This is a genomic window from Mycobacterium sp. NPDC050853 (genome assembly GCF_040653875.1).
Classification (GTDB): domain Bacteria; phylum Actinomycetota; class Actinomycetes; order Mycobacteriales; family Mycobacteriaceae; genus Mycobacterium.
The window spans coordinates 26566-52039 of sequence record NZ_JBFAGW010000012.1 but is presented as its reverse complement, the minus strand read 5'-3'; the positions used below and the strand labels follow the sequence as shown (position 1 = coordinate 52039).

Here is a 25474-nt window from a genome sequence, read left to right as displayed (position 1 = left end):
TTTTACTGCCGATCCTGGTTCTGAAAAGCTGTCACGGCATCGTTGGCAGTTTGAACGAAATCTTCAGTGTTAGTCAGCTGTTGCTTCACGTAGTTGGTCAAGGTTGCACCGCGGGCGTCGAATGCCTTCTTTAGAGCTGATGCAAATGGATTATCGTTCCCGAATCCAGTGGTGTCACTAACCGATGCGTTAATGACGCTCTGAAGGCCTGTCTTGTAGGCATCTATCGCGCCGTTAATCTTTGGCATTACCTCGGGATCGAGGAATAGCTTCTTGGAAGCAGTATCGGCATCTAACGAACTCCACGGGCTAGACATTATTCCTCATTTCTATTTATGGGACCGACTTATGGCAATTCGACATCGCATTTGGTAGATGATCTATAGCGCAACATTGAGGGGAAGCTCCACCTCCTCTTCGATACGAATCAGCACCGCAGCCGAATTGACGAAATTTCCAGAAGAGAAAAGAAGTACGAGGTCGCCACTTCTGGCAATTTTGCCATTCATCAAGTATGCAAGATTCAAGCAGAAGTCAGACACGGTGAGGTGGCCGAATCTCTCACCAAATTCGTAGAGGCGGTAGTCCGGCCGTAGATGCGTTCTCTTGGCGATCAATTCTGACATATATCGTGGTCTTATGAAAGATGGAGCAAACCAGTCTACTTCTTCGGCTCTGATACCAGCCCGCTGATAACAGTCAGTGATCGTGCTGACGGCAGTCTTAAAGCTTTCTCGTGCATTGTAAGCGGCTAACTGGGGGTTCGTGTTGGCGCTGTTTGTGAATCTGGCTGTCCAATCCGACAGCTCGGGAAATGAGGGATCATCTATTCCGTAGTCTGCTCTGCTGCGCATCTCATCGGCAGAGGGATTGTACGATCGGGCGGACACGGCAATTATCTCAGCGAAGCCTTTATCCTTGTTCAGAATTGTGCAGAACGCGCTGTCTCCCATCAGCGAACCCTCGGTTGCCGCGCTCTCCGCGTATTCGTAGCGGTCAAAGATGAAGTTACTGTCACCGCCGGTTACCATCGCGTAGTCGCCTGCCCACCCGGCTTCGAGTACCGCGTCCGCGAGCATTATTCCAAACAGGCCTCCGGAGCAGAACTGGCGTATCTCCGTCGCTGATCCAGCCGTTGTTTTGTTGAGAATAGACTGTTGCAACGAGTTTTGAATTGGCCAAAAGTGCTCACCTTGAAAGAGGGAGCCGCAGTGAAAGGAGGCTGCCAAGCTTTCGGCCGCTTTGATCAACAGCGCAGGCTCGATCTGATCGGCGGCCAATTCTGTCATTTCATGAACCGAAAGCATGTCTCTTTGGCTGGTCGACAGATGGCGTGGCAATCCCAGTGAGTCAGCGCCCTTGGGAACGTAAGTGGAAACCGTACTGAGATGGGCCATTGTCAGTCCGTCTGCCTATGAGCTGCGAGTTTCTGTGCAGCATTTGCTTGAATAGCTTCGACAGTGTGGAACGTCTTTATAAGATTGGGAATGGTTGCAGGGACGATCTGGATCACGTCGGGATTTTCATTAACAAGGTATGCGCCATCCGTGGCAATGTTAACCAGAGTCAGATGTACAGGATCTCTGAGCTCGTAGTCCAGACTGAAGTCGACCGACACACTGAGGAGGATTGAACTAGTAATATTCAATCCTTGGAATAACTTCGATAAGGAATCGGATTTGCGGGGTATGTCCTGGCGTGCGTGTTTCCCGGGGCGAAACTCAGGCAATGCCCGAATGAGCACTTGGGGGAAGTCTATATTTGCGCAGCCGCGAACCTGGACGTCTGAACCAAACAAATACTCGTCGCTGGGATCTTGGGTGATGACCGCGCTATATGCGTTGGTGCCTATGGCGCCAAACAGTCGGTAGATTTTCTCTGACGGTCCGCGGTTAATTTTGCCGAATCCCCGCACGATCAGTGCTGGGTGCCGCAGCGCCTCAAGAACGTATATGCGGTACTGGTTCATGCCAGCTCGTTGGCGATCCAGCGCGGCGATTCGATCAGCTTCTACCTCTTCCATATAGGTTTGCCGATTGCGGTAGCCGAGAGGAAAGGGCAGCTGGTCGAATCCCAGTGCTTCGCATGTGCACCTGAAGTCGAAACCACTCATGTTCCACGACTCGATGTCATGGCGAACCGGCGCAAGGTCTCCGGTGATCATGCTTCAGTCTCCGACGCGAATCGAGTGAGGGTGCCACTGCATGACGCACCGTATATCGCTGAGCGGAAGTTTTCGGAGGCGATGTGTGAGTTCATACGTCCGTCATGGAGTCGGAGGCGGAACGCCAAAATTGGTTGGCGGGGTTCGGTTGGTTTGTAGCCAACCGAACCCCGCCGATTGCTTAGAACTTAGATGTTCGCAGCGCGGTACCGGTCCAGGTCCTGCATCTCGTCGTTCTTTGCACGAGCGCGTGCCTGTGACTGGCTCACATTGTCGGTCAGCTCTGAGAACATCCGGTCGATCTCGAGCGCCTTGCCGTGGATTGCCGCGGCCGTGCCACCATCGAATACGTCGTTGAGGGTCTCGAAGACCTTCTTGACGCGTTCTTGAAGTTCGCCCACCTCAGCAACCTTCTTGTCCAACGTATCGATGTGCTCGTGGTTGGCGTCGAAGTTGTACTGCATGAAGTCGCCGCTCATTTTTTTGCTCCTGTCTTAGGGTGAGATTGGGTATGCGTACTGCATAGCAATTAGCTGGTGGCGTCCTGGTTGATGAAGTCGTTCAGGCTCTCGTCCGAGTAGTCAACAGTCTCTTCGAGCTTTGCGATGATCGAGTTGAATTCGGTGAGGTGTTCTTCCTGGCCCTGTCCGAACTTCTGTGCCGAAGCACCCTGCCAGTTGCTGGTCGTCATGGTTTCACCCTCGACCTGCCACTGCTTCAAAACATCTTGAATTGAGTTGACCTCGCTGCGAACGTTCTTCATCTTGGCAAGGGCTTCGCTGTGCGAAACTTTCAGTCCCATTTCTTCTCCTCAGTTTGTGCGTTTGCAAAATTCGATAGTGATTTACGGTTGAAGTATTGTCCGTTCGCCCCTATGGATTTCCCTCCCATTCGCATGGCAACAGCTCGATGAGCTGTCGGATGGCCTGAGTGATGGTGTGGTTGGACGCGCCTTTGATGGTCGCCCAGACTTGGCCGCTAGGGGCGCGACTCGGGGCCGCCACCAAACGACCCCGTTTTGTATAGAAGATCCCAACGGCAGCAGGTGTCCGCTCGATGCGGTCTTCTTCAGCGTCAATCGCGTGATACACAATCTCCGCGAACGCCATTCGGGTCGACAACGCCGCGCCGAGCGTCATCGCAGCTCGCGTATCAGCCCCTAGTGTTCTGACACGGTCGGCGAGAATCGCGGGGTCGTGGGTCCCAAACAATGCGTCCCGGGCCGCGTCGATGGGGGCACCCACCGGATCAATCTGTGCGGCATCCGCGGCGGGTAGTTCAGACATCAGAGCCTGTATCGCTTCCGAAGCCTCGCCGTGTCCCGCGATTTCCCGCAGGGTGATCTCGTTTCCGATCCGGCGCGCCAACGCCACACGCTTTCCGTTGCGAACCACCGAGACCCGTGAAATGCCGTCCGGTGTCACCAGTCGCATCGACAAGTCGCGATCCGGCCGTTGTAGCAGCCGGATGGTCGCGATCAGCTCAGGTGCCACCTGACCTTCGGAAATCAGCCCGCGTTCGGTCAGTTGGGTTGTTGCGGCGTCAAATGCGTCGTCTAGCGCGGTGTGCGTCGCGTATCGAGGCCGGATGGCTAGAACGACCGGAAACGACTGCACACCAATGCGATTACCGATGACCTGCAGTTCGTCGTCGGTCAGGGTGTAGGCAGCGGCGAGCGCATTTGTCATACGCTCTCCCGGTCTTGGCCGATGACGGGTGGAGACACCCAACTATCGGACACTTGCTCCAGCGTCCGCGCCGATTCATTGGCGTCCCACTTAGGGACGTCAGGCTCGGCCGGCACCACTAGTTCGTCGAACACGGAACTAGTCGGAGACCAGCTGACACTTGAGACCGCGAAAGGTGAGTCATTCTGTGCCGTCGCGGGCAGCCACGACTGCCCCGCCCCAGACACCCCGGCAGCAGCTTCGCCGCCGCCTTCAAGCGCCGAAGCCGGCCGTACGGAATCGAACTCACGGTCATTGTCATGGCCGCGCCCCCCACCCATCATTCCGCTCATGGGGCCCATACCGCCCATACCGCCAGCGCCCGCACTAGCCGCTCCGGCGGTAAACCCGACACGTTGCAGCTGAGCGGGGGGTGCGCTCTCCTTGATCCGACGATCCTGACGCGGCGACAGGGGGGTCGGCGTCATCCCGCCACCGCCGCCCCCACCACCGCGACCACCGGCGGCTTTCGCCGCGGCCTCCTTTGCATCCCTCTCGGCTTTGAGGGCATCCCCGGACACCACCTGCGGAGGGAGCGGCTCCTCCCACATCGCAGCCAGCGGGGTGACGGCCTCCTCGTATTGGTTCATCACCATCGCGGCATCGGCCTGGTCGGCCGTCGCGCTTTCGTCGAACTCGGCGAACGTCCCAGTGAGTACCGCGCCGTTATAGGCGGCCAACGACGCCATCATGTCGTGTCGGGCCTTGCTTTCAATGGCCTCGGTCACGCTCGGCATCGCCAGGACCGCAACGGTATTCGCGACCGCAGCTTCCTCTGCGCGTTGGCCATTGGCGGCCGCGTTGATCGCCGTGGCCGTAAGCCATTCGCCGAACGCCTCCAGGCGTCCGATGACGGCTTCGGACCCGCTACTGCTCCACGCCCCACGCAGTGTGTCCAGAATCTTGCGGTACTCCTCCGAAGCGGTCGCGTGCGCGTTCGCAATCCGCACCCAAGCGGCACCGGCCTCGCCCATCGAGGTGGGACCGGGACCGTTGGTGAGGTCACGCGCGAGCTGCTCAGTGCTCCGCGACTCCCAGACGACATCAGTGAAACCCACGCAAACCTCCCCTCACATCAATTAGCCGGCTGATCCGGTTGTTAGACCCGGTCGACCTCGGCAGCGGTGTTGCCGTGAGCACGCATGGCCGCGGCAATCTCGTGCAGCTCGTTCAACCCTGCCTGATTGGCCTTGGCGTACGAACCCTTTACCTCGTTCATGGTGCTGGCGGCACGGACGGATACCTCGTCGCTCCCGCCGGCGATGACATTGAGCTTGGTGTCCTCGTCGTGCATCACCTTCTGGAGGCGATCCGCCAGCGCGTCAAGCTGCTTGCTGGCCTCGGCAACGTCGCCGACATTCATGGAAAAATCTGAACTAGCCATGTTCTCTTCTCCTAAATCCTCAGGTCGATTTCTTGCACTTCGTGTGGATCGGCTTCACCGATGACCGGTGGAGCCACGCTGCCGAGATCGCCGATGATCTCCCCGCCCTGGTCGCTGGTATGCAGGAAGTCCGCCGACGTGTGGCCGCCGCCCTCGCCGCTGCTGCCTCCTCGACTGCCACCGGCGCCGGGCGCCATGCCCATGCCGCCTCCGCCCATGCCGCCCGTCGAGCCTGCTGCGGAAACGCGAGCGCCGGACGAGCCCAGTTTGGCAGCGGATTCACCACCGCCGGAACCGGCGCCGGGCATTGCGGTAGCGCTGCGAGCGCTGAGACTCTGCTTCGATGTCGAGGCACCACCGCCTCCACCGCCTCCTGCTTTAACGGCATGACTACCACCGGTGGACAGTGGCTTGGCGGTGCTGACTGCCTTCTTCGCAGCGTCTTTCGAGGTGCCTTTTGTCGCCGACATCATCTTGCTGATCATTCCGGTACCGGTCTGGACGCCAGTGCCCACGCCCTGGGTGACCATGCCTAATCCAGAAGTGAGGAGTCCGGTCACGGCCTGGAGCGCGGGGCCCATCATCTGCATTCCGATGCTGGCGACATCAACCGGGGCTCCGGCCGCAGTTGTGGCTGCCGCGTTGCCCGATAGTTTGCCCTCGGCTTCGGCCATGACCTGGGAAGTCTCTGTGGTCGCTTTGGTCGCGGCTGCCATCACCTTGGCGTAGCCCCACGGGGTGGCGATATCCCCGCCGACCGACTGCACCGTTTTTTGGTATTCCTGCAGAATTTGTTGAACCTTTTGGCGTGTTTTCGCTGTAGTGTCCGCGGCTGATTGAGTCTCCGAACCCAGCTTTTGGCCCTGGTTCGACAGGTTGGCACCACTCTTTGCCGCCTGAGCAGTCTTGTTAGCGGTAGCGTCGGATGCCTGGCCCGACCAGCCTCCGCCCGAGTTGGACTTGGAGGCCGAGCTTAGGGCCGAGGTCGCACCCTCGATGGCCTTGGACACCGATTCGAACATCTTCGTAGGATCGAGAGCCTGGAAGATGCCGGTACCCAGTGAACTCAGGGCCTCTGTGACAGGTGAGATGAGTGACGATGGATCCATTGGATTGCCTTGGCCCGCATCGGCCTGCCCATCTTGAGCACCCTGCTCTTGACGATCTTGGCCCGGCTGGGTCCCGTGCCCTGGCATTGCGGGAACCCCGAGCTTGTTGAGGATGTCGTGGACCGGCGTGTTGAGAAAGTCGGCGAGGTTCTGCTCGGACGCATTGATCACCGGACCAGGGTCGTAACCTGGGACCTGGTGCGCTAAGACTGCCGTTGGACCGCTCGCGGCCGGGCCGGGCGGTGGGGTGATCTCAGCCATGACGACCTAGGCACCCATGTCTGTGACTTGGAAGGCTGCGTTTGTGCCTTCCGTTGCCACGGCAATGCCGGTGTGCAGAGCGGCTTGCTGCAGCGCACCGGCGATATGGCTCGCCTGCGCAGGTCCAAACGCAGCAAGAAACTGCACTCCAAATGGCCCGACGGCTTGAGAGACCTCGGCCACGGACTGTGCTGTATCGACAGAGGCGGCCTCAGTGACCTGCGAGCCTCCTTCGGCTGCCGTCATCGCAAACTTGCTGAGCGTGGTCCAGACTGCTTCTACGTCCTTAGCCATATTCCCGCCTCCTGACTCCGATGAACCGACTCGGGCCGGCCCCTTCCCCTGCAGTTGATCGTCAGCATAGCTGGAACGTTCTGACGACGCGAGTTGTCAAGGGAAAAATTGGGGTGAAGAATGGTTGCCAGCGTCAGCCTCGGCACCGGTTTCGGCCCCAACGTTGTGCCGAAGGGGCGGGTGGTGTCGGAATATGCGGGTACTACCTGCAGGTTCGGCGGCTGCTGGTCAATTGACAGTCGTCCAGTAGCCGCACTACGCACATAGTGGGATTTCCTGTGGCCCTCGTAACAGGAGTCCCTAGATCCCTTTACGCCTGCCGAACGCCGGCGTCTGGCAAATAGCCAGCAGCCGGGCTGTGCAGGGGCGTATTCCCGGCGCTCCCTACGTCGCTGGGCGCGAGCTGCCAAGCGGCGGCATTGATGTCAACGATCGTTGCCTGTCGATCTCGCGACGGTTAATGCTGGCCTGGTACGAAAATTGTGCCGTCCCATCGAGTGAGCGGCGTTTTCCGCAGCTCGTTGAACTTTTTGTCGAAGTGGTCCCCAAGGAATCGCTGGCGTTCCAGAGCGTGTTGGGCGGCGGCCTGCGCGGTCTCCACGATGAGCTTGGCCAACGCCTCGGCCGACAGCTTCTGAGCCTGACTGCTCAACCAGAGACCCGTCATCGCCCCGAGTCCGTCGACCTGGACCTTTACCGCCTGGTCTTGACTGACCATGCTCACCGAGATCGAGTGACACTCGTCAGTCATGGCCTGCATGAGGTCGCGTTGCTTGCGGATACGCGCCATTAGGGATTCTGCTAGACCGCTCATACGCTTCTCATCCATGTCTGCGGCTGGTCGTCTTCCTCCTGGCCAAGGACTGTTTCCTCGGCCGCTGCCAGTTCGGCCTCGGTGGGCAGTTCCAGCGTCCGAACAATCTCCGCGCCGAAAGGCTCCTGGAGGATCTCTCGTCGTCGAGCAACCTGTTGGCGGAGGGCCGAGAGCTTGCACAGCGCTAAAATCTCGTCCGCGAGGGCCTGCGGTGACCGCTTCATCTCGCGTTGGTCGATCTTGAGGCTCATCGGCAGACCCTGCTCGGTTGTGGTCACCGAAATCGAGCCGGTCCGTGATCGCACCGAACGCTGCGCGGCCATCGCTATCTCCCTTAGGCTGATTGTTGACTACGGGGGTTGGGTCGGTCGTCTGACCGGTCTGGATACCTGTGTGCTAACTACTGAGTACCATCAAACTCTACGACCGTATGGCGATTGAGGAAGGGGAGGGGGACGTTGCCCAAGCAGGACCGTGTTGCTCCAGTCCGTCCTCCGTGGCTGCCCGAAGAGGATGATCATCGCAAGGGGTTGTTCAGGCGGCGCCGCAAATCCGAATCGGAGCACGAAGCCACCCCGGTAAGCCGCGAGAAAACAGCGGCAACACCGGCGCCAGCGGCATCATCGTTGAAGGCCGACAAGAGCAACGGCTTGGCACCAAAACGTTCGGTCGAGGAGCAGACGGTCGACGCCTCGGCAAACAAGCTCGGAGCGGCGAACTACTTCGTTCCGGCGCGTTCTGAATCCGCCGAGATCGAGCCGGTTGAATCTGCGCGGGCGGAGCCGGAACCGGAAAGCCTAGGGCCCGAATCAGATTCAGCGCCACCAAAAATCGTCACGCAGTCGGTTCCGCTGGCACTACCGACACCCGCTCCGCTTTCTGAACCGATTGACACACCGCCAGCCAGGGACAGTCAGCCGGTGTCGACGCCAGAAGTATTGCCGGGCGTCTCCGGACCCGAGTCCGAATCCCTGAGGGAGCTGGACGACTTGTCACCGGAGACGGCGACAACCGAAGCTGTCGCCCTTGAGTCAGTTACGCCTGTCGTTGGGTCAATATCGCAGCCGGAGGCACCTGATCCGGAACCGGTGAGGTCCAGCGAGTTCGTTGCGCCGGCCGCGCAGGCTTTAGAGGCTCCAGATGAGTCGATCGGATCGGACCCGTTCTCTCGGTTCAGCGAACTTGAGGCCAAGCTACGGCAGATGGGGCTCGACGAGAGCATCCCGGAAGAGGTTCGGCAGAATGCGCTTGCGCTGGACTCTGGGGTGGACGAAAGTCAGCTGAGGAAGTTTATCCCCCCTGAGCAACTGGTCTCTATGGTCGATCCGGAACCGGCTGTGCCTGAGCCGGTTTCGTTTGTTCGTGCGGAGAAGTCGGCGGCTGTTGTCGTACCGGATGTACATGAGCCACCACAGTCGCGGCATGCGGCATGCGATGAAGTGGAAATTGGCGAACCGGACGATGGCATCGCCGATTCTGTTGAACCGGAACCGGAACCGGAACCTGAGCCAGCCCTCGCGCAGTTGCCGCCAGTTGAGATTCCTCGGAGCAGCGAAGCCGACGATATCGACGCTCGTGCGGCGGCATTGCTTCAACGGATCGAAGCCAAACGAGCAGAGCTCAACAGGGATATGGCCGCGATCAGTGAGCCTGATGCCGAGTCGGAACGGGTTGCTGCTGAGCAGAATTCGGAAGACTTCGCGCCGGTGATGACGGCCCCAGCGCCGTTCGTTCCAGAGTCCGAGCCGAACGCCGAAGTGGAACTTGCGCCTGAGTCGGTAGTGGAAGTTTCGGCGGTGGAACCGGAGCGGGAGCCGCAGCCGGTAGAGGTGGAGCCCGTTGCGGCGGTGTCTGAACCGGAACCGGAGCCTATTGCGGTGGCGCCTGAGTCGGTGGTGGAAGTTTCGGCGGTGGAGCACGATTGGCAGCCGCAGCCGGTAGAGGTGGAGCCCGTTGCTGTGGCGCAACCAGAGCCTGACGTTTCGGTCGGTGAGGCGCGGGAGCCGGAAGCTATCGCCGAAGCGGTGTCGGAGCTGCCCGACGAATCGGTCCTGGTAGCGCATGTACAACCTGAGCAGACTGTGGGACCCGAGCCCCAACAGGCCCATGTGCCGACAGAAGCGGAGTCGCCCGCTGTAACGCCTGAGTCTGTTGGACCGCAGGAGCCTTCGCCACCTGAAGGGGTGAAGGAACCAGGCGAAGAGGCTCGGCCGCCGCGGCCGGTTGGCCGCAGGTTGGCGACGCCGCCTTGGCAGATCCCAAACGCGGTGCAGCAGGCACCGGCAGTCGAACCCCCTCCGGGTCCCGCCTACTACGTACCGCCGCAGCAGTCTGCGGCGGTAGTGCCACCTCCCGGCTGGACGCAGGGGCCGGAACAACCGCAGCAATGGCCGCCGCAGCAGCAGGGGCCTCAGCCGCCCCCAATGGCTGCTCCTCCCCAGGCGCCGAATCCGTATGCCGGGCAGCATCCCGCCGCATTGCAGGTGCCCGGTCATGAGATGCCTTGGGGGCATGGGCAGCCAGCGGGTCCGCCCCCTCAACAGGTCAACCAGATGCCGCCGCTCGGTTGGGTCCCGGCGCCGATGCCGCAACAACAGCCGCCGCAGCCTGGGTATCCGATGCGCCAGGAGGTGCCGCCACTGCCGCCCGGCCACGTGCCGCCACCTCAGTTCAATGTGCCGCCTGCGAACTATCAAGCGCCACAGGCATATAGGATGCCGCCCTCGCTCGACGAAGCCGCGATCATTAACCGTGGTCTGCATGCCCCGCGGTCGGGATGGCGCCGTGCAGTCCACCGCGCTAGTGCTGGACACGTCAACCCCGGCGACTCTCGCAAGGACCGGGATCACGAAGACTTGCTCGCGCGTATCCGGCAGCCGATCCTGGGTGACTATCGGATTGCAGTTCTGTCAATCAAAGGCGGAGTGGGAAAAACCACCACAACGTTAGGTCTCGGGTCGGCCTTCGCTACGGTTCGCACCGACCGCATCATCGCCGTCGATGCCAACCCTGACCGTGGCACTTTAGCCGAGCGCGTTCGCAACCAGTCGACCCATTCCACGGTGCGCGACCTGCTCAACGACGACCACATCAACAGCTATGCGGACGTCCGAAACCACACAAGAATGGCCACGAGCCGTTTGGAAGTGCTTGCCAGTGAGCAGGATCCGGCAGTATCTGAGGCGTACGGAGAGGTGGACTACCGCCATACGATCGAGATCTTGCAGCGGTACTACAACATCATCCTGACCGACTGCGGGACAGGCATTATGCACTCGGCCATGACCGGCGTACTGGACCTCGCGCACACCATCGTGTTAGTCAGCTCGCCGGCCATGGACGCGGCACGAAGTGCCTCGGCGACGCTGGATTGGTTGATGCAGCACGGACATTCGGGCCTGGTTCGAGAGGCTCACGTGGTGCTTAGCGCTTCGCGACCCGGGACGGCCGGTATCAAACTCGACAAGGTGTATGAGCATTTCGAGGCGCGTTGTAGGTCCATCCACTTGGTGCCGTTCGATCCGCACCTCGCTGAGGGCGCTGATGTCGACTTCAACCTGTTGGGCCTAGCTACCAATGAGGCATATCTAGGCTTGGCCGGGGCGATCGCGGAGAACTTTCCTCGACTGCGTACGCGCGAACAGCAAATGTAATACGAAAGAGGCAGGGAAACATCATGGTTGACAGCAGGGACGCTCAGCGGGTGTTCGACGCGGGGGTGCTCTCGCTTGGCATGCCGATCGATGGGCTAGAGACCGATCGCGATGTCGAGTACGCCAAGCTTGCCTTCCAACGCGCGACCGAATACGACGCCGAGATGTGTGACGCGTGGCTTGGTCGTGCGGCGGCCGGGGATACCAGCCCCGAGGTGTACTTCAACCTTTACCGCACCAGCGAATCATCGATGTTCCGCGAACAACGCAGGTTGGGGTTGCAGCCTCGTGCCTTGGCGGGGCTTTTCGAAACTGGCTTGTACATCAACTACACCTTGGCGACATTCACCGAGGTATGGCTGGCGTATGCGGCAAGTCTGATCGGGGGTAAGGATTTCGGCGAGGCCGAACATGTGCTCGATGAGCTGGACAAGCGCCGGGCGCGGATGGCTGACGGCAACAAGGACGCGCAGGAGATCTGTGCCTATATACGAGGTGTTCTACATTTCACGACGCAGCGTTGGCCGGATGTCCTTACCGCACTTGCTAATTCAGCCTCTTTTACTGATTCATACATCGCTGCAGGTGCGCACTTGATGGTCGGTTCGGCCTGCGCGCAGATGGGACTGTTCGGTGAGGGGATTCGGCGCCTTGACCAGGCGGCCGAAGGGCCGATTCCTGCCGCCAAGCGGGCCGCCGAATTCTGCAAGGGACTGACCCTGCGAGAGATGGGTAAGGAGGACGAGGCACGGGTCATCTTCGAGCGGCTCTACAGCGAGGAGCCGGGGTTCGAGGCCAATGCGGCTGCACTGCGTGACCCGAAGTACCGGCTGATCATCACAACTCAAGAGATCATCGACTCGCGTACCGACAAATGGGATCCCAGTACCGCGCGTACCGGTGACCAGATCGATGCCGAGGGCCTGGAAGAGCGCAACAACCAATACCTGCGGGCCGCGCAGGAGGAACTGGATCGCCAGATTGGCATGGCAGAGGTCAAGACTCAGGTCGCCAAGCTACGTTCGGCGGCCAAGCTTGCCAAGATACGCGGGGACAAGGGGCTCAACGCGGCCTCACGTAGCCTGCACCTGGCCTTCACTGGCCCTCCGGGAACCGGTAAGACCAGCATCGCCCGAGTTGTCGCCCAAACTTATTGTGGTTTAGGTCTTCTCAAGACGCCGACGGTGGTGGAGGCTAAGCGGCAGGACTTTGTTGGACAGCACCTGGGCAGTACCGCCATCAAGGCAGATGCGCTGATCGATAGCGCTATGGATGGAGTGCTGTTCATTGACGAAGCCTACGCGCTTATTCAGACCGGCTTGTCGGGTGGAGACGCATTCGGCCGCGAGGCTGTTGACACTCTGCTGGCACGCATGGAGAACGATCGCGACCGCCTTGTGGTGATCATCGCCGGATACGACGGTGAGATCGATCGTTTCCTGGCCTCCAATGATGGTTTGGCATCCCGTTTCACCAAGCGGATCAGGTTCGCGTCGTATACGTCGGCGGAGTTGGGTGACATCGGGCGGGTGATCGCGAAGGCGCGTGATTCGGATCTTGCCGAAGAGGCGTACAACGAGCTGGTAGCAGCATGTACAACTCTGTACGAAGGTGAGTCGGTCGACCAGGCCGGGCATGCCCGCCGGAACATCGACCTCGCCGGCAACGGCCGCTTCGTTCGAAATGTCATCGAGTCTGCAGAGGAGGAGCGGGAATTCAGGCTCAGTGAAGAACACGGGGCAGGTTTAGAAGATCTTGACGAGAGTGCATTGATGCGTATCGAAGCGGCCGACATGCGTGCGGCACTCGCCAATGTGCTTGGGATGCTGGCCAAGTGATCCGCCATGGCTGAACAGCCCAGCAATCAGAGCGATGGCCCGCCGACGAGTGGCCCGTGGCGCGAGCCCATTCCCGACGGGTTGGGCCAGGACTCGGGGGGTGTGCCGCGCCGTCGTGCCGCCAAGCAGCAGGCCCAGAACTTTGTACCCCCGAGCGCCGACTACTTCCCGACGCTCAAGCCAACGCCGCCGCCCCCGTTGCCCAAGGCGCCCAAGCTCAGTCGTCGTCAACGCGAGCATCAGCGCCCGCTGACGCCTACGTGGGAGCCTGATCCGCTCAGCGCATACGGAATGCCGCAGTATCAGCAGCCGGGGCCGCCTCCGCAGCAGTCGCCTGGTCCTGTGCAGTACCAGCAGTCGCCGCCGATGCAGTATCAGCAGCCGGGGCCGCCTCCGCAGCAGTCGCCTGGTCCTGTGCAGTATCAGCAGTCGCCGCCGATGCAGTATCAGCAGCCGCCTCCGCCTCCGCAGTACCAGCCGCCGGCAAATCCTGTTGTGCCGCAAAATAATTACTACATACCTCCGCCGAGCCAGGTCAACGTTGACCAACAGGTTTCAGGGCCTCAAGTGGTATCGGCGCCGCAGCGAGATAAGGGGTTCACCCGGCCCGAGGTCAATGAGTTGACGCCGGAGGCACCGATCGCCGGACCGCAAGCGTCGAGTCAACCGCTCGATATGTCGATACCGCCAACGGAGGTCGCACCTCATCTCGTAAGCACACCGCCGCCGGTGAAGGTGGCGCCTACATCACCCGGGGCCGCCCCGGCGCCGTTTGTCCCGACGCCGCAGCTGCTACCGACCCGACATGCGGTACCCCCGCCGCCCTCGGTAAGCGTGCCGCCGCCAGCATTCCCGCGTGCAGACTGGAACGCTCCCGCGACAGCCCCGCAGCCGCAGGGGCATGCGCCCCATATCCCCGTTGCTACCCCTTTCACAACAGCGCAGCCGGAAACGATCGGCTACCAGCAGTCGCCACACCACCGCTCGCAGGGTCCTTCGGTTGATCAGCTCGGGTTGATCCGGTCTGCCAAGCCGCTACCAAAATCGGGATGGCGCAAGGTTGTTCACCGGTTGTCCGGCGGCGCTATCAACCCCGGTGAATCGTCAGAGGAGACAACCCGTTCCGCACTTATCGAGCGCATCAATGCTCCGGTGCGCGGCGACTACCGGATTGCTGTTCTGTCACTGAAGGGTGGCGTCGGTAAGACGACTACGACGTTCTCGATTGGTGCCACCTTCGCATCATTGCGCGGTGACAGGGTGATCGCTGTAGATGCGAATCCGGACTTCGGCACCCTGGCCCAGCGTGGCCCGGACGAGACACGCTCTACCGTTCGAGATCTACTCATGGACAACGATATTCATCGCTACTCCGACGTACGGCGGCATACCTCGCAAAGCGCGAGCAGGCTTGAAATACTTGCATCCGAACGTGATCCGGCGGCATCCGAGCTGTTTTCGGAGGCCGACTATCGCGCGGTCATGCGCATTCTACAGCGCTTCTACAACATCATTCTGACCGACTGCGGCACTGGACTGATGCACTCGGCGATGGCCGGAGTGCTGGACGAAGCCAACGCCATCGTGCTGGTCACATCGCCGGCCATCGATGGAGCCCGCAGCGCCCTGGCGACGCTGGATTGGCTTGACCACCATGGTTATTCGCATTTAGTGCGGCAGTCCGTGGTGGTGATTAGCTCGTCGCGTCCGGGTGCGTCTTCGGTCGACCTGGAACAGTTGAGTCGACATTTCCTCACCCGGGCCCGCGCCGTGCATATCGTTCCGTTCGACAACCATCTGTCGGAAGGCTCGGAGATCTCGTTGGATCTGATCAGTAGAAAGACTCGAATGGCATTCACGGAACTGGCGGCCGCAGTGGCCGACGGGTTCCAATACGGAGGGCGCGACCCGCATCGCAGGTGGAACTGATCGAATTGAGAACTTAGATGGCATTGCCCCAAGTGCCCGCACACTTCATTGCGTCGTCGCGCAACGACAGCGTCGTCGTTCTCGCCAACGAGCGAGGTCTACCGATCAGGCTCAAGCTCGACGCAAGCGAAATGTCCAGGGCTCCAGAGCTTCTCGCACAGACCATCCTTGAACTGTGTCAACTTTCTGCGATGCGCCAACAGGTCGCACGACGTAAGCAATTCGAGGGATCGCCCTATGCGGCAGCGGTATGTCGAAGCCTGCGATTAGCGACCGAACAGCAGTTGTCCGATGCTGAGGAAGCCCAGTTCGCGGATGACTGAGCCAACGAGAAGCCTCGCAGACTCCGTGGTCGCGCGAATGCGAAAGCAGCGCGACCTTCTTCATGCGATGAACGACGAAAGCCAGTCGACGTCTGTGGAGGTCAGTAGTCAGGACCAATCGGTCAAGGTCACGGTTGATGCGCACGGTGCCATGACGGGCCTGAAGATAACGAGCCAGGGCCAGCGCCTCGGACCTGATCTCCTTGCTCAGCGCGTCCTGGAAACAGCCTCTGCGGCAGCGCAACTGGTTCTACAGCGCCAGCAGTTCGTCAACGCGGAGTTTTCCCAGCGGTTAGCCGTGTTACAGCAAGAACCCCTACGGCGATGGGACGGCACGATGTTCACACCCGGACGGCCGGGCGGGTAGCGAGAAACTACTTCGGCGAGCTTGTTCCCGGCTCGTCCTGAGCCACTTCGTCTCCGAGAACCGCCGGACTAGCAGTTCCCTGGTCGCCAACTACCTCAGTGCCCTGAAGTGCGGTCTGCAGGAACGAGGCGGTTTCATGATCGTCACTACCCGCACCGGCTTTGGATCCGACTCCGGCACTTCCGCCTTTGGCGATTCGGGCATTTTCCGCGCGGCCCACCATGCCGCCACCTGTGGGTGCTTTGGCGGGTGCGGCACTGGCGGGAGGGGGCGCCGCAGCGGCACGAGGCGCTCCCGAGTTCGACCCGGGCGGTGCGGCGAGTCCTCCCCTGAGTAGTCCTCCACCGTTGTTCACAGAATTGGACAGATTACTGTTCGGGGTCAGACCAGCTGCCCGGCCTGAAGATCCAGTGAGGGCCCCCTTTGTCACTGGTCTGGCTGCCATGCCGTGAGAGGCACCGGCGGAGCGCCCGGCACCCCCAGACGACGAGTTGCCAAGGAGCGATGAGAGCTGAGACGCCGTGCTGCTCGCCATCTGAACGACAGGGGAGAGGGCCTGTGAACCGGCTTGCGGTATTGACGTGAGCGATAGCGGAGCACCGATCGCGGAAACGATCCCGGATTCGGCACCCAGCGAACTTTGTAGTTCGGTCATGCACTGAACGGCCATTTCAACAGCCTGGGTACATGCCTCGGCAATCCCTGGTGCGGTCCAGGGAAGCCCAGGCGACAGCGCCGCCATTTTGGCTTCCCACTCGTGCAGGATTTCCATAAGTCGAGTTTCCGCTTGCGTCACGTCCGTAGCAGACGAGGTGAGGCTGCCGCCGATTCCGCTGGACTGTAGAGCTACCTCGACACCGTTGAGCACAGCCTCCAACGACTTGGCCATCGTCGCAATTCCCGCGAGACCCTGCCAGATGCCACCGAGCATGCTGGTGGCTTGTTGCACCGCTTGACCAGTGGTTTCGAAGGTCTTGGATATCCCGTCGTACATCTTCGGAGGATCGGACCCCTCGTCGAACTTCCCAGTACCCAGAGTGCCGAGCGCATCGGTCACGGGCTTGATCATCGACCCCGGATTGAACGGACTTCCTGCGGCTCCGGCAGCGTGCACGCCCGGGGTCGGCGGAAGGAGTGGAGTGCCAGGGGGCGGTGGCTGGATGCCTAGCTGCGTCAGAACCTCATGGACAGGAATATTGAGGTAGTCCGCAAGACCCTGCTCCTGTGCATTGATATGTGGGGTCGGGTCGTATCCCGGCACTTGTTGGGCTACCTGGAGTGAGGGACCTGCCGAGGAGGAATCCGACGGTGACGATGGATTTACATCGGCCATGGGATTTAGGTACTGACGCGCAATTGCCAGTTACAGCTCGGAGTCGACAGCGGCATAGGACGCCTTGGACACCACGGTGCCGACTCCGGTACCTGCGTGCACCGCTCCGAGCAGTAGGGTTCCGGCGAGGTTGACCGCCTGCGCAGGGCCGTATGCGGCCAGGTAGATGGCACCGATCGGCCCTACGGCTGCCGCCGCAGCACTCATCATTCCGGTTGCATTCACCGAGCCCGCAGTGGTAATTGCTGTCGCTGCGCCCTCCTGGACGCCCGCGAACGCTTCCAAGCCGACGGGTACTACCTTCATGTCCCCCATAGTCCCTCCCTTTCCTGACGGTCAAGTCTTTGCTCAAGGCTATCAGGGGTCACGCGTGAATGCACCCCCAGTCTGGTGGCTCGGTTGAGTAGCTCAGGAAGTGCATCCGAACTCTGGGGAAACTTATGGCAAATCGCCTGGTTCGGCAGCGGGCGATTATTTGGCCATGTCAATCGAACTTTGAGTAGTCGACCAGACAACTTGAGTCTTGGCTGATGCTTGGCAGAGCCGGGTTGCCGTGATTGCCCTAGCTGCTGAGCTCACGTGTCAGCGTCTCTTTACGCGAGGACGAGGTGGAATACTTCAGATGAGATATCGGGAGGTTTCTGTGTTTCGTCGCAGGTCAAGTCGTGTCCGTAGGCGGGCTCCGCACCTCCCTTTGGCAGGCGGTTATGAATTCGAAGACACAGCGGCAACCGTTCCAATTCCGGTGGTCGCCAGCGTGGAACACGAGTCGTACTACGTTCCAGATCCCATGCCTGATCCCCTGCCTCCCGCTTATCCAGATGAGCCGTCGACCAGCGCGCCGTCTGCGGCACTCGGGCAGTCGAATAGCGGATTGCCGAGCGGTTTCGCTGCGGAGCACCAGACGAAGGCATGGCCGGCCCGCGGAGAGCCGACGGCCAACGTGTCTGCGGCCCCTTTTGGGAATCGTCGGAACACGCGCAGGTAATTGCCCAGGTTCCCTTAACGTTCCAGTTCGTCGGTAGTCATCAGATCATCGCGGACGCTGCGCTCGCGATATGCCAACCGCGCCACCCGGTGTGCGACCACCGGGGCGGTGATGATGGTGAACAGTCCGGCGAGCACGATCATGCTGACATCGGCATGCCCACGAAGCCGCAGCGCGGCGCCGGCCAGCACCAGGAGCAGCCCCAACACCTGGGGCTTGGAGGCGGCATGCATGCGCGCCAATGTGTCGGGGAATCGCACCACGCCGATCGCGGCGGTCAATGCCAGCACAGAACCCAACAACACCAACGCGCCGGAGATGCCGTCGAGGAATGCGTTCATGGGCGGCGCCTTTCATCTCGCGGGTCGATCGCGGTATCCGGCACGCGGTATCGGGTCACGCTCACCGAGCCGAGGAAACTGATCAGGGACAGCGCGACAATCCCGTACAGCACAGTGGAATCCAGGCTGTAGGCCGCCCACGCGGCCAGTGCGCACATGGTGACGGCCACCAGAGTGTCGACAGCGACCAGTCGGTCCAGCGTGTTGGGCCCGGCGAGTAGCCGGTACATCGTGACGGTGGCCGCGGCGATGAGTAGCACCGCCGCGATATGCCACACGAGGTTCATAGTCCCTCCCTCGCCGCGGACCCGTCGACGATGTCGTTTTCCGGGTGCCAGTCGCTCTCCCGCTCGAAGGCGGCGATGAAAAGTCGCTCCAATTGCCTCAATTGAGCGTAGAAGCTGGCCACGGCCTTCGGCGAGCCGACATCCAAGACGTGCACATATGCCAGTCGGCGCTCCTGGTCTATTTCCAGGACCACCGAACCCGGAATGATCGTCAGTGTGTTGAGCAGAAGTGCCATCACCAGATCGGACTTCACCGAAATCTGTGCTCGCAGCACGGCACTCAACGGTGGTGGGCCGGGCCTGATCGCCAGCCAGGCCACCTGCAGGCTGGACAGCACCATGTACCAGGCGACTGTAAACGCCAGCCGGATCATGGACACCACGTGGAGACGTCCCTCGACCGGGAGGCGTGGCATCGGCATCAGGACCGTGATGACCAGAGCCACCAGCAGCCCGGTGATGGTATTGGCGACCGAGAAATTGCCCCACAGCATTGTCCAGACCAGTACGAGCCACACCACGATCCAGGCCCGCAGCGCGAGCTCCCGCGGGCCGTGCATCACCAGATCTTTCACCGTGCGCCACCCCCGAGCACTGCGTTGATGTAGACCGCACGGTCACGGACCTCGGCGGCGGCGCGGTCGCTTATCCCGATGATGGGCCCCGCGAAGACCGTTAGGGCCACCCCGACCGCGATCAAACCCAATGTGGGCGCCAGCATGCCGACCGGCATCCGGCCCACATCTTCACGATCGACAAAGGCCACCTCTACGGCATCGTCGAGAAGTGCCGACGGTGTCGCCGCGGCCAGATCACCCTCCGGCGCATCGATACGCGGCCGCCAGAATGCCTTGGTCCATACCCGCGCCACCGCGTACAGGGTCAGCAGACTCGTCACTGTGCCCCCGGCCACGAGTATCCAGGCCAGCACCGAGCCCTGCAGCGACCCTGCCTCCAGCAGTGCGACCTTGCCGATAAACCCCGAGAACGGCGGGATGCCGGCGAGGTTCAGCGCGGGCACCACGAACGCGAAGGCCAGCAGCGGGCTAGCAGCGGCAAGGCCACCCAGACGATTCAATGACGATGAGCCGGCCTGGCGCTCGATGAGGCCGACAACCAGGAACAACGTCGTCTGCACGATGATGTGGTGTGCCACGTAATAAATGGCGCCCGACATGCCCAGCTCGTTGGACAACGCGATACCGAAAACCATGTACCCGATATGGCTGACCAGGGTGAAGGACAGCAGCCGCTTGATATCGCTTTGCGCGATGGCGCCCAGGATTCCGACGATCATGGTGAGCAGTGCCGCCACCAGCAGCACCGTATTCAGGCCACCGCCGGGGAACAACAGGGAATGCGCGCGAATGATGGCGTACACGCCCACCTTGGTGAGCAAGCCCGCGAACACGGCGGTCACGGGCGCGGGGGCGGTGGGGTAGGAGTCGGGCAGCCAGGTCGACAGGGGGAAGATGGCCGCCTTGATGGCGAAACCTATGAGCAGTACCGCGAAGATCGCCATCCGGGTGCCCGACGGGATACCGTCTGCGCGGAGGGCGATTTCGGCCATGTTCAGCGTTCCGGTCGCCGCGTAGACAAAGGCGATGCCCAGCAGGAAAACCACCGAGGACATCATCGAGACCATCACGTACGAGATGCCCGCACGCACCCGGTCGGCACTGGCCCCGATGGTGAGTAGGACAAAACTCGCGGACAGCAGCACCTCGAAGCCGACGTACAGGTTGAACAAGTCGCCTGCCAAGAAGGCGTTGCACACACCCGCCGACAGCGCCAGATAGGTGGGCAGGAAGATCGACACCGGCTGCCGGTCGTCACCGTCACGGATACCCTGAGCTGCCGCGTACAGCACCACCGCCAGCAGCACGATGGCCGACACCACCAGCATCAACGCCGAAAGGCGATCTACCACAAGGGTTATCCCGAGAGGTCCCAGCCGCTCCGGGGTCGGCCCCCAGCCACCGACGGCCAGCGCGAAGGTGCCGTCGCGATCCGCCAGGTACAGCAGTGCGAAGCAGACACCGAGGACAGCGGTCAACGCCGTCACGGTGATCAGCAGTTGTAGCCGGGGACGACGCCCCGCGATGAGGGTCAAGGCGGCCGCCGCCGTCGGCACGAGCACCGGCAGTGGTGTGAGAACGGCAATGGCACTCATGACTTTTCCCCCGCCGGTAGTGCATCGAGCTCGGCGGGGGAGTCTTCATCGGGAGATTCGGATGGCTCCGTGCGTTCGTCCCGGTCGTCGGTGACCGGTTCGAGAGGCTCCTGGGCGACGCGCGCGTCTTCAGCGTCATCGTCCACGACATCATCGGCTTCCAGGGTGAACATCCGATAGATCAGTGCGAGGGCGAAAGCGGCAACACCCATGGTGATGACGATTGCGGTGAGGATCATGCCCTGTGCCAACGGATCTGCGTCGGTATCGCGACCGGCCGACTGCCGCCCCATGATCGGTGGGTTACCCGACGGGCCGCCTACCGTGAGGATTAGCAGGTTCACGGCGTTACCGACGAGGAGCAGGCCCAACACCATACGTGTCAGGTTGCGTTCCAGCATTAGGTACACGCCACACGCGGTGAGAGCGCCGATGATGATGAGCAGTCCGAGATTTGTCATGCTCCACGCACCCCTCCCCGGGGACGTGGAGACTCCTCGAGCTCGACATCCAGGCGCGCGCCAAGGCTGCGCAGCACGTCGAGTACCAGGCCGACCACCACCAGGTACACACCCAGATCGAAGAACAATGCCGTCACGATCTTGACGTGCCCGAATCCGAACATGTCGAATTGGATTGTGGCCGAAGACAGCACGGGTGCCCCTAGCAGCAACGACATCAGTGCGGTGCCGCCGGAGAAGGCCAGTCCGAGACCGAGGATCTTTCCGGCGTCGAAGGGCAGGGTCTCACCCAGCTCGTAGCGCCCGCCTGCGAGATAGCGCAGCACCAGCGCCAGACCGGCAGTCAGGCCGCCCGCGAACCCGCCGCCCGGAACGTTGTGCCCGGCGAAGAAAAAGTAGATCGACAGCGCCATGACGAGGGGGAAAATCAGCCGCGTCGCCACTTCGAGAACCAACGACCGGTGCTTGGGATCGCGTAACTCGGTGCCGCGCAGCCAGATACTGGAAGCTACTACGATATCGGGCTGACCGGCCGTGTCCCATGGTCTTCGCGCAAGCGGCTCATCCGATACCCATGATCTTCGCGCAAGCGGCTCATCCGAGACGCGCGGAGCTCTGCCAAAACGCCGGTGCCGGAACATTAACGAGGCCACACCCGTGGCGGCGACCAGCAGCACCGAGATTTCGCCGAGGGTGTCCCAGGCGCGGATATCCACCAACAAGACGTTTACCGTATTGGCTCCGTGCCCGCGCAGATATGCCGCCTCGGGGAGGAGGTCGGCGATGGGCCGATCACGTCGCGCCGCCATCGCATACACCCCGAGTGTGGTGACGGTGCATCCGACGGCGATCGCGAGCACAGCACGAGGAAGCCGGAACCTGTTGGCCTGCTCGATATTCGATTCGGCGGGCAGGGCGCGCAGCACCAACACAAAGATCACTAAGGTCAGGGTCTCGACGAGAAACTGGGTCAGCGCCAGGTCGGGCGCACCGTGCAGGGCGAAGATCGTGCCCGTCCCGTACCCGGTGATACCCACCAGCAGCACCGCCGCGAGACGGTTACGCATGAGCGTCGCGCCGATGGCGGCCGCCAGCATCAGCACACCCACCACAGGTTGCAATGGGGAATCCCACAGTTTCAGATGTGCTTGGTCGCGGGCGCCAAGGGCCAGCATGATCGTCGGCAGCATCACGAGGGTCACCAGAATGGTGGCCTGGGTGAACGGGATTGAGCCTCGCTGGGTCAGCGCGGTCAGTCGCTGGGACAGCACATCGGCGCCACGTAGTGCCGCGTCGTAGCCGCGGTCGGCATTCCCCAGCGGATTGACGGCGAGCCGTGCCCGTCGTAGGCGCCCCCGCGAGAAGAACGCAAAGATACCGACCGCGAAGGCCAGCGCGGTGAGCAACAGTGGAACCCCGAAGCCCTCCCAGATCGCGATATGTGCGTCAACAGGATTGGCGTAACTGCCGAGCACCCAGTTGAGCCAGTCGGGTAGCACCCCGGCCGCGACGCCCGCCACTGCCAGTAGCGCGGGCGCTGCCACGAAAGTCGAGGCCGGAGCATGCCTTCCCTGAACGCGAGCGCTGGGCTCGGGTAATCCCTTCCGCGCGAATGCTCCCCACATGAATCGCATGCTGTAGGTGATGGTGAACATCGAACCGATGACGATCCCGGCCAGCACCCACGGTGCCGCCGAACCGAGCACCCGGCTGTGCAGGACGGTGGCGAAGGCAAGCTCCTTACCGACGAACCCGAGGGTCAGTGGCACTCCGGCCATGCTCGCCGCGGCGAGCATGGCGACTACGAGAAGTGACGGTTCGCGATTTCCGAGCCAGGCCAGCTTGCGGATATCGCGGGTGCCGACCGTGTGGTCGATGACCCCGACCACCATGAACAGTGCGGCCTTGAACAACGCATGTGCGCACAACATCACCAGCCCGGCCAGCAGGATGTCGGGATCGCCAGTACCGGTGAGCGCAACGAGGAACCCGAGCTGGCTCACCGTGCCAAAGGCGAGGATCAACTTCAGGTCGTACTCACGCAGGGCCCGCCAGCCTGCCAGGATCATCGTGGCGATGCCCAATACCAGCACGATGGGCCGCCACGGCGTCGCCTCGGCGAACCCCGGCGACATGCGGGCCAACAGATAGATACCGGCCTTCACCATTGCCGCAGCGTGCAGGTAGGCGCTGACCGGAGTAGGTGCCGCCATCGCGCCGGGAAGCCAAAAGTGCAGGGGCACAATGGCGGATTTACTCAGCGCGCCGATCAGCACCAGCACCAGGCCGACGTTGGCGGCCATACCCGACGGGGGATGTGTGATGAGGTCGGACAGCAAGAAGCTGCCACCCACATGACCGAGCACGATGACCCCGACCAGCATCGCCAGACCACCGGCGGTTGTCACCAGCAGTGCCTGCACCGCTGCCCGACGACTTGCGAGCCGCTCGGCGTAGTGCCCCACGAGGAGGAAGGACAGCACGGTTGTCAGTTCCCAGAAGATGTAGAGCAGCAGCAGATTGTCGCTGACCACCAAGCCGAACATCGCGCCGGAGAATGCCACCAACTCGGCAGCGAAGCTCGGTAGCCGCGGTTCGGTGTGCCCGTCGCGATGCCGGAAGTAGCTCGCACAGTAGAACAGGACCAGCGACCCGATGCCGAGCACCAGCACACTCATGATTGCGGCGAGTGAGTCGAAGCGCAGCGCGATATCCATTGCCAGTTCGGGGACCCAAGGAAGGTCCACCCGAACGTCCGTAGCGTTGCCCGGCCACCTTGCCAAGACCCAGATCAGCGAACCCAGCGGGACAAGGGCAAGGGGGTAGAACGCCAGTCGGCCAACGCGCGCCACAAGTAGCGGCGCCAACGCGGCCGCCAGGGCGTGCGCAAGCAGAATCGCAAGCAAAGGCACTCCCGTCTATCTGTTGTTGGGCGGGGTGTCGTGGTGGCTAGTTTACGGGGCGGAGGTTCGATGTTCCCGCGAGGGTCTCGAGCCGTATCAAGTGGCAAACGTAGATGTACACGCCCATTGGCTGCCGTGCCAAGCGTCTTCGTCTAGCGCGATATGCGCGATTTACTACCGGGCCGGGGTCCGCGGCGCGGGACACTTATAGCCCGGCAGAGTTCGATCGGCGGCGCGATGCTGTGGCCCGAGGAGAGCTGCGGCCACATGTGTGACCCCTTAGGTAGTTCGGGGATCTCAGCGTCGCGGTTCACAGCCCGACGAAAACTGTCGCGGTAGATCTTGTTCGCTGTCCCTCGGCATCCTCATGTTGAGCTCGGTGGAGTTGATGCATCGGTCCCCGCTGAGGCCGTGATCGTGACCAGGGGGGCACAGGTCGGCGTCCCGATGGTCCTGTTAGCTGGTCTCGATGGCGTTGGTGAATTGGTGCAAATCGTGCCGGAGCGCGACGGTCAGGTCGGTGGTAATGCGTGTGTGCTCAACCACCGTCACCTCGATGGCATCAACCAGTTCGCCGACAGGCAGTTCGTGGCTGACCAATTCGGTGAACGTTTCACGTGCGGTGTCTGCGAAGCTGTTACCGACCTGGCGTACACGGTCCAGAACATCGTCCCTGTAGTCGGCATTGATGTTCTCGTTCTCGTAGAGAGCCTGAGCGGGCGCCAACTCAATGGCAAGAGTCGATACCATTGTAGCTAGTGGCGTCAGGTAAGGCAGCATGGAATATTTGCCAATGGCTCCGAAACGTTTCTAGGTCCCTCAAGTGGCACTGATCGCGATCCTCATGTGTTCGCCCAGGATCTTAGACGATGGTCGGTGGGCAGTCGTGATCGTCGCCGTGCTCACCAGCAACAGGTGTTCTGGCACTCCGCGAGGGGCAGGATCCGTACTTTTAATGGCTGTCGGGAGAGTGCAAGGCTTACAGCCGGGTCCGCGCTAGCGAACGCCCTTGGATCAGGTGCACCGGCAAACTCGCCATAAAACGGATCATCCACCACGTCATTGTGCAGGACCCGATGGTGGGTGGCCACTTACGCCGGCCACACGTATCCCAATACTTGCTAT

At 61.5% G+C, this 25474-nt stretch carries 26 protein-coding genes; 5 read left to right on the top strand and 21 right to left on the bottom strand.

Features of this window, described 5'->3' with window-relative positions; genetic code table 11:
* Positions 1 to 2: 2 nt before the first annotated feature.
* The 12 genes from AB0H22_RS24525 to AB0H22_RS24470 all read right to left on the bottom strand — a co-directional run bounded on the left by AB0H22_RS24525 (position 3) and on the right by AB0H22_RS24470 (position 8076).
* Positions 3 to 317, bottom strand: coding sequence for a hypothetical protein (locus AB0H22_RS24525; protein WP_358149784.1), 315 nt, complete (start codon positions 315 to 317; stop codon positions 3 to 5).
* Positions 318 to 380: 63 nt separating this feature from the next.
* On the bottom strand, positions 381 to 1397 hold the full coding sequence (locus AB0H22_RS24520) for a 3-oxoacyl-[acyl-carrier-protein] synthase III C-terminal domain-containing protein (RefSeq protein ID WP_358149781.1): 1017 nt from the start codon (positions 1395 to 1397) through the stop codon (positions 381 to 383).
* Positions 1398 to 1399: 2 nt separating this feature from the next.
* Positions 1400 to 2164, bottom strand: coding sequence for a hypothetical protein (locus AB0H22_RS24515; protein WP_358149778.1), 765 nt, complete (start codon positions 2162 to 2164; stop codon positions 1400 to 1402).
* A gap of 188 nt (positions 2165 to 2352) precedes the next feature.
* Positions 2353 to 2643 (bottom strand): hypothetical protein, encoded by a 291-nt coding sequence (locus AB0H22_RS24510; protein ID WP_358149776.1) that lies wholly within the window; start codon positions 2641 to 2643, stop codon positions 2353 to 2355.
* Positions 2644 to 2693: 50 nt separating this feature from the next.
* On the bottom strand, positions 2694 to 2966 hold the full coding sequence (locus AB0H22_RS24505; protein ID WP_358149773.1) for a WXG100 family type VII secretion target: 273 nt from the start codon (positions 2964 to 2966) through the stop codon (positions 2694 to 2696).
* Between the two features lie 70 nt (positions 2967 to 3036).
* On the bottom strand, positions 3037 to 3852 hold the full coding sequence (locus tag AB0H22_RS24500) for an ESX secretion-associated protein EspG (RefSeq protein ID WP_358149770.1): 816 nt from the start codon (positions 3850 to 3852) through the stop codon (positions 3037 to 3039).
* Positions 3849 to 4949 carry a PPE domain-containing protein gene (locus AB0H22_RS24495; RefSeq protein ID WP_358149768.1) on the bottom strand — a complete coding sequence of 367 codons (1101 nt, stop codon included), beginning with the start codon at positions 4947 to 4949 and terminating at the stop codon, positions 3849 to 3851. The genes AB0H22_RS24500 and AB0H22_RS24495 overlap by 4 nt, the downstream gene beginning before the upstream one ends.
* Positions 4950 to 4990: 41 nt before the next feature.
* Positions 4991 to 5275, bottom strand: coding sequence for a PE domain-containing protein (locus AB0H22_RS24490; protein ID WP_358149766.1), 285 nt, complete (start codon positions 5273 to 5275; stop codon positions 4991 to 4993).
* Positions 5276 to 5286: 11 nt separating this feature from the next.
* Entirely contained in the window at positions 5287 to 6555 is a 1269-nt protein-coding gene (locus AB0H22_RS24485; protein ID WP_358149765.1) for a hypothetical protein, read from the bottom strand.
* A 96-nt stretch (positions 6556 to 6651) separates the two neighbouring features.
* Entirely contained in the window at positions 6652 to 6939 is a 288-nt protein-coding gene (locus tag AB0H22_RS24480; protein ID WP_358149762.1) for a hypothetical protein, read from the bottom strand.
* Positions 6940 to 7396: 457 nt separating this feature from the next.
* Entirely contained in the window at positions 7397 to 7753 is a 357-nt protein-coding gene (locus AB0H22_RS24475) for a YbaB/EbfC family nucleoid-associated protein (protein WP_358149760.1), read from the bottom strand.
* Positions 7750 to 8076: a hypothetical protein gene (locus AB0H22_RS24470; RefSeq protein WP_358149757.1), complete on the bottom strand. Its 327-nt coding sequence runs from the start codon at positions 8074 to 8076 to the stop codon at positions 7750 to 7752. The genes AB0H22_RS24475 and AB0H22_RS24470 overlap by 4 nt, the downstream gene beginning before the upstream one ends.
* Before the next feature lie 135 nt (positions 8077 to 8211).
* On the opposite strand from AB0H22_RS24470, the gene AB0H22_RS24465 reads away from it, so the two are divergent.
* The 5 genes from AB0H22_RS24465 to AB0H22_RS24445 are packed head-to-tail and all read left to right on the top strand — an operon-like array spanning position 8212 to position 15863.
* Entirely contained in the window at positions 8212 to 11406 is a 3195-nt protein-coding gene (locus tag AB0H22_RS24465) for an AAA family ATPase (protein ID WP_358149755.1), read from the top strand.
* Positions 11407 to 11429: 23 nt separating this feature from the next.
* Positions 11430 to 13244 carry a type VII secretion AAA-ATPase EccA gene (gene eccA / locus AB0H22_RS24460; RefSeq protein ID WP_358149753.1) on the top strand — a complete coding sequence of 605 codons (1815 nt, stop codon included), beginning with the start codon at positions 11430 to 11432 and terminating at the stop codon, positions 13242 to 13244.
* 6 nt (positions 13245 to 13250) lie between these two features.
* Positions 13251 to 15173, top strand: a complete 1923-nt coding sequence (locus AB0H22_RS24455) for an AAA family ATPase (RefSeq protein WP_358149751.1) — start codon at positions 13251 to 13253, stop codon at positions 15171 to 15173.
* Between the two features lie 17 nt (positions 15174 to 15190).
* A complete protein-coding gene (locus AB0H22_RS24450; protein WP_358149749.1) occupies positions 15191 to 15496 on the top strand; it encodes a hypothetical protein in 306 nt (101 codons plus the stop codon).
* A gap of 37 nt (positions 15497 to 15533) precedes the next feature.
* On the top strand, positions 15534 to 15863 hold the full coding sequence (locus tag AB0H22_RS24445) for a YbaB/EbfC family nucleoid-associated protein (RefSeq protein ID WP_358149746.1): 330 nt from the start codon (positions 15534 to 15536) through the stop codon (positions 15861 to 15863).
* Between the two features lie 7 nt (positions 15864 to 15870).
* Here the strand turns inward: AB0H22_RS24445 and AB0H22_RS24440 are convergent, their stop codons facing one another.
* The 9 genes from AB0H22_RS24440 to AB0H22_RS24400 all read right to left on the bottom strand — a co-directional run bounded on the left by AB0H22_RS24440 (position 15871) and on the right by AB0H22_RS24400 (position 25099).
* The gene (locus AB0H22_RS24440; protein ID WP_358149744.1) at positions 15871 to 17196 is read right to left on the bottom strand and encodes a hypothetical protein; all 1326 of its coding nucleotides are present in this window, start codon (positions 17194 to 17196) and stop codon (positions 15871 to 15873) included.
* A 30-nt stretch (positions 17197 to 17226) separates the two neighbouring features.
* Complete coding sequence (locus tag AB0H22_RS24435) at positions 17227 to 17511, bottom strand: hypothetical protein (RefSeq protein ID WP_358149741.1); 285 nt, start codon at positions 17509 to 17511, stop codon at positions 17227 to 17229.
* Positions 17512 to 18198: 687 nt separating this feature from the next.
* Positions 18199 to 18525, bottom strand: a complete 327-nt coding sequence (gene mnhG / locus AB0H22_RS24430; protein WP_180750915.1) for a monovalent cation/H(+) antiporter subunit G — start codon at positions 18523 to 18525, stop codon at positions 18199 to 18201.
* Entirely contained in the window at positions 18522 to 18812 is a 291-nt protein-coding gene (locus tag AB0H22_RS24425; RefSeq protein ID WP_180750916.1) for a monovalent cation/H+ antiporter complex subunit F, read from the bottom strand. The genes mnhG and AB0H22_RS24425 overlap by 4 nt, the downstream gene beginning before the upstream one ends.
* Complete coding sequence (locus AB0H22_RS24420; protein ID WP_358149739.1) at positions 18809 to 19387, bottom strand: Na+/H+ antiporter subunit E; 579 nt, start codon at positions 19385 to 19387, stop codon at positions 18809 to 18811. The genes AB0H22_RS24425 and AB0H22_RS24420 overlap by 4 nt, the downstream gene beginning before the upstream one ends.
* Positions 19384 to 20985, bottom strand: coding sequence for a Na+/H+ antiporter subunit D (locus AB0H22_RS24415; RefSeq protein WP_358149737.1), 1602 nt, complete (start codon positions 20983 to 20985; stop codon positions 19384 to 19386). Before AB0H22_RS24415 ends, AB0H22_RS24420 begins: the two co-directional genes overlap by 4 nt.
* Entirely contained in the window at positions 20982 to 21446 is a 465-nt protein-coding gene (locus AB0H22_RS24410; protein WP_180750919.1) for a Na(+)/H(+) antiporter subunit C, read from the bottom strand. Before AB0H22_RS24410 ends, AB0H22_RS24415 begins: the two co-directional genes overlap by 4 nt.
* Positions 21443 to 24352: a Na+/H+ antiporter subunit A gene (locus AB0H22_RS24405; RefSeq protein ID WP_358149819.1), complete on the bottom strand. Its 2910-nt coding sequence runs from the start codon at positions 24350 to 24352 to the stop codon at positions 21443 to 21445. The genes AB0H22_RS24410 and AB0H22_RS24405 overlap by 4 nt, the downstream gene beginning before the upstream one ends.
* A gap of 453 nt (positions 24353 to 24805) precedes the next feature.
* The gene (locus AB0H22_RS24400) at positions 24806 to 25099 is read right to left on the bottom strand and encodes a hypothetical protein (protein WP_358149734.1); all 294 of its coding nucleotides are present in this window, start codon (positions 25097 to 25099) and stop codon (positions 24806 to 24808) included.
* Positions 25100 to 25474 lie beyond the last annotated feature (375 nt).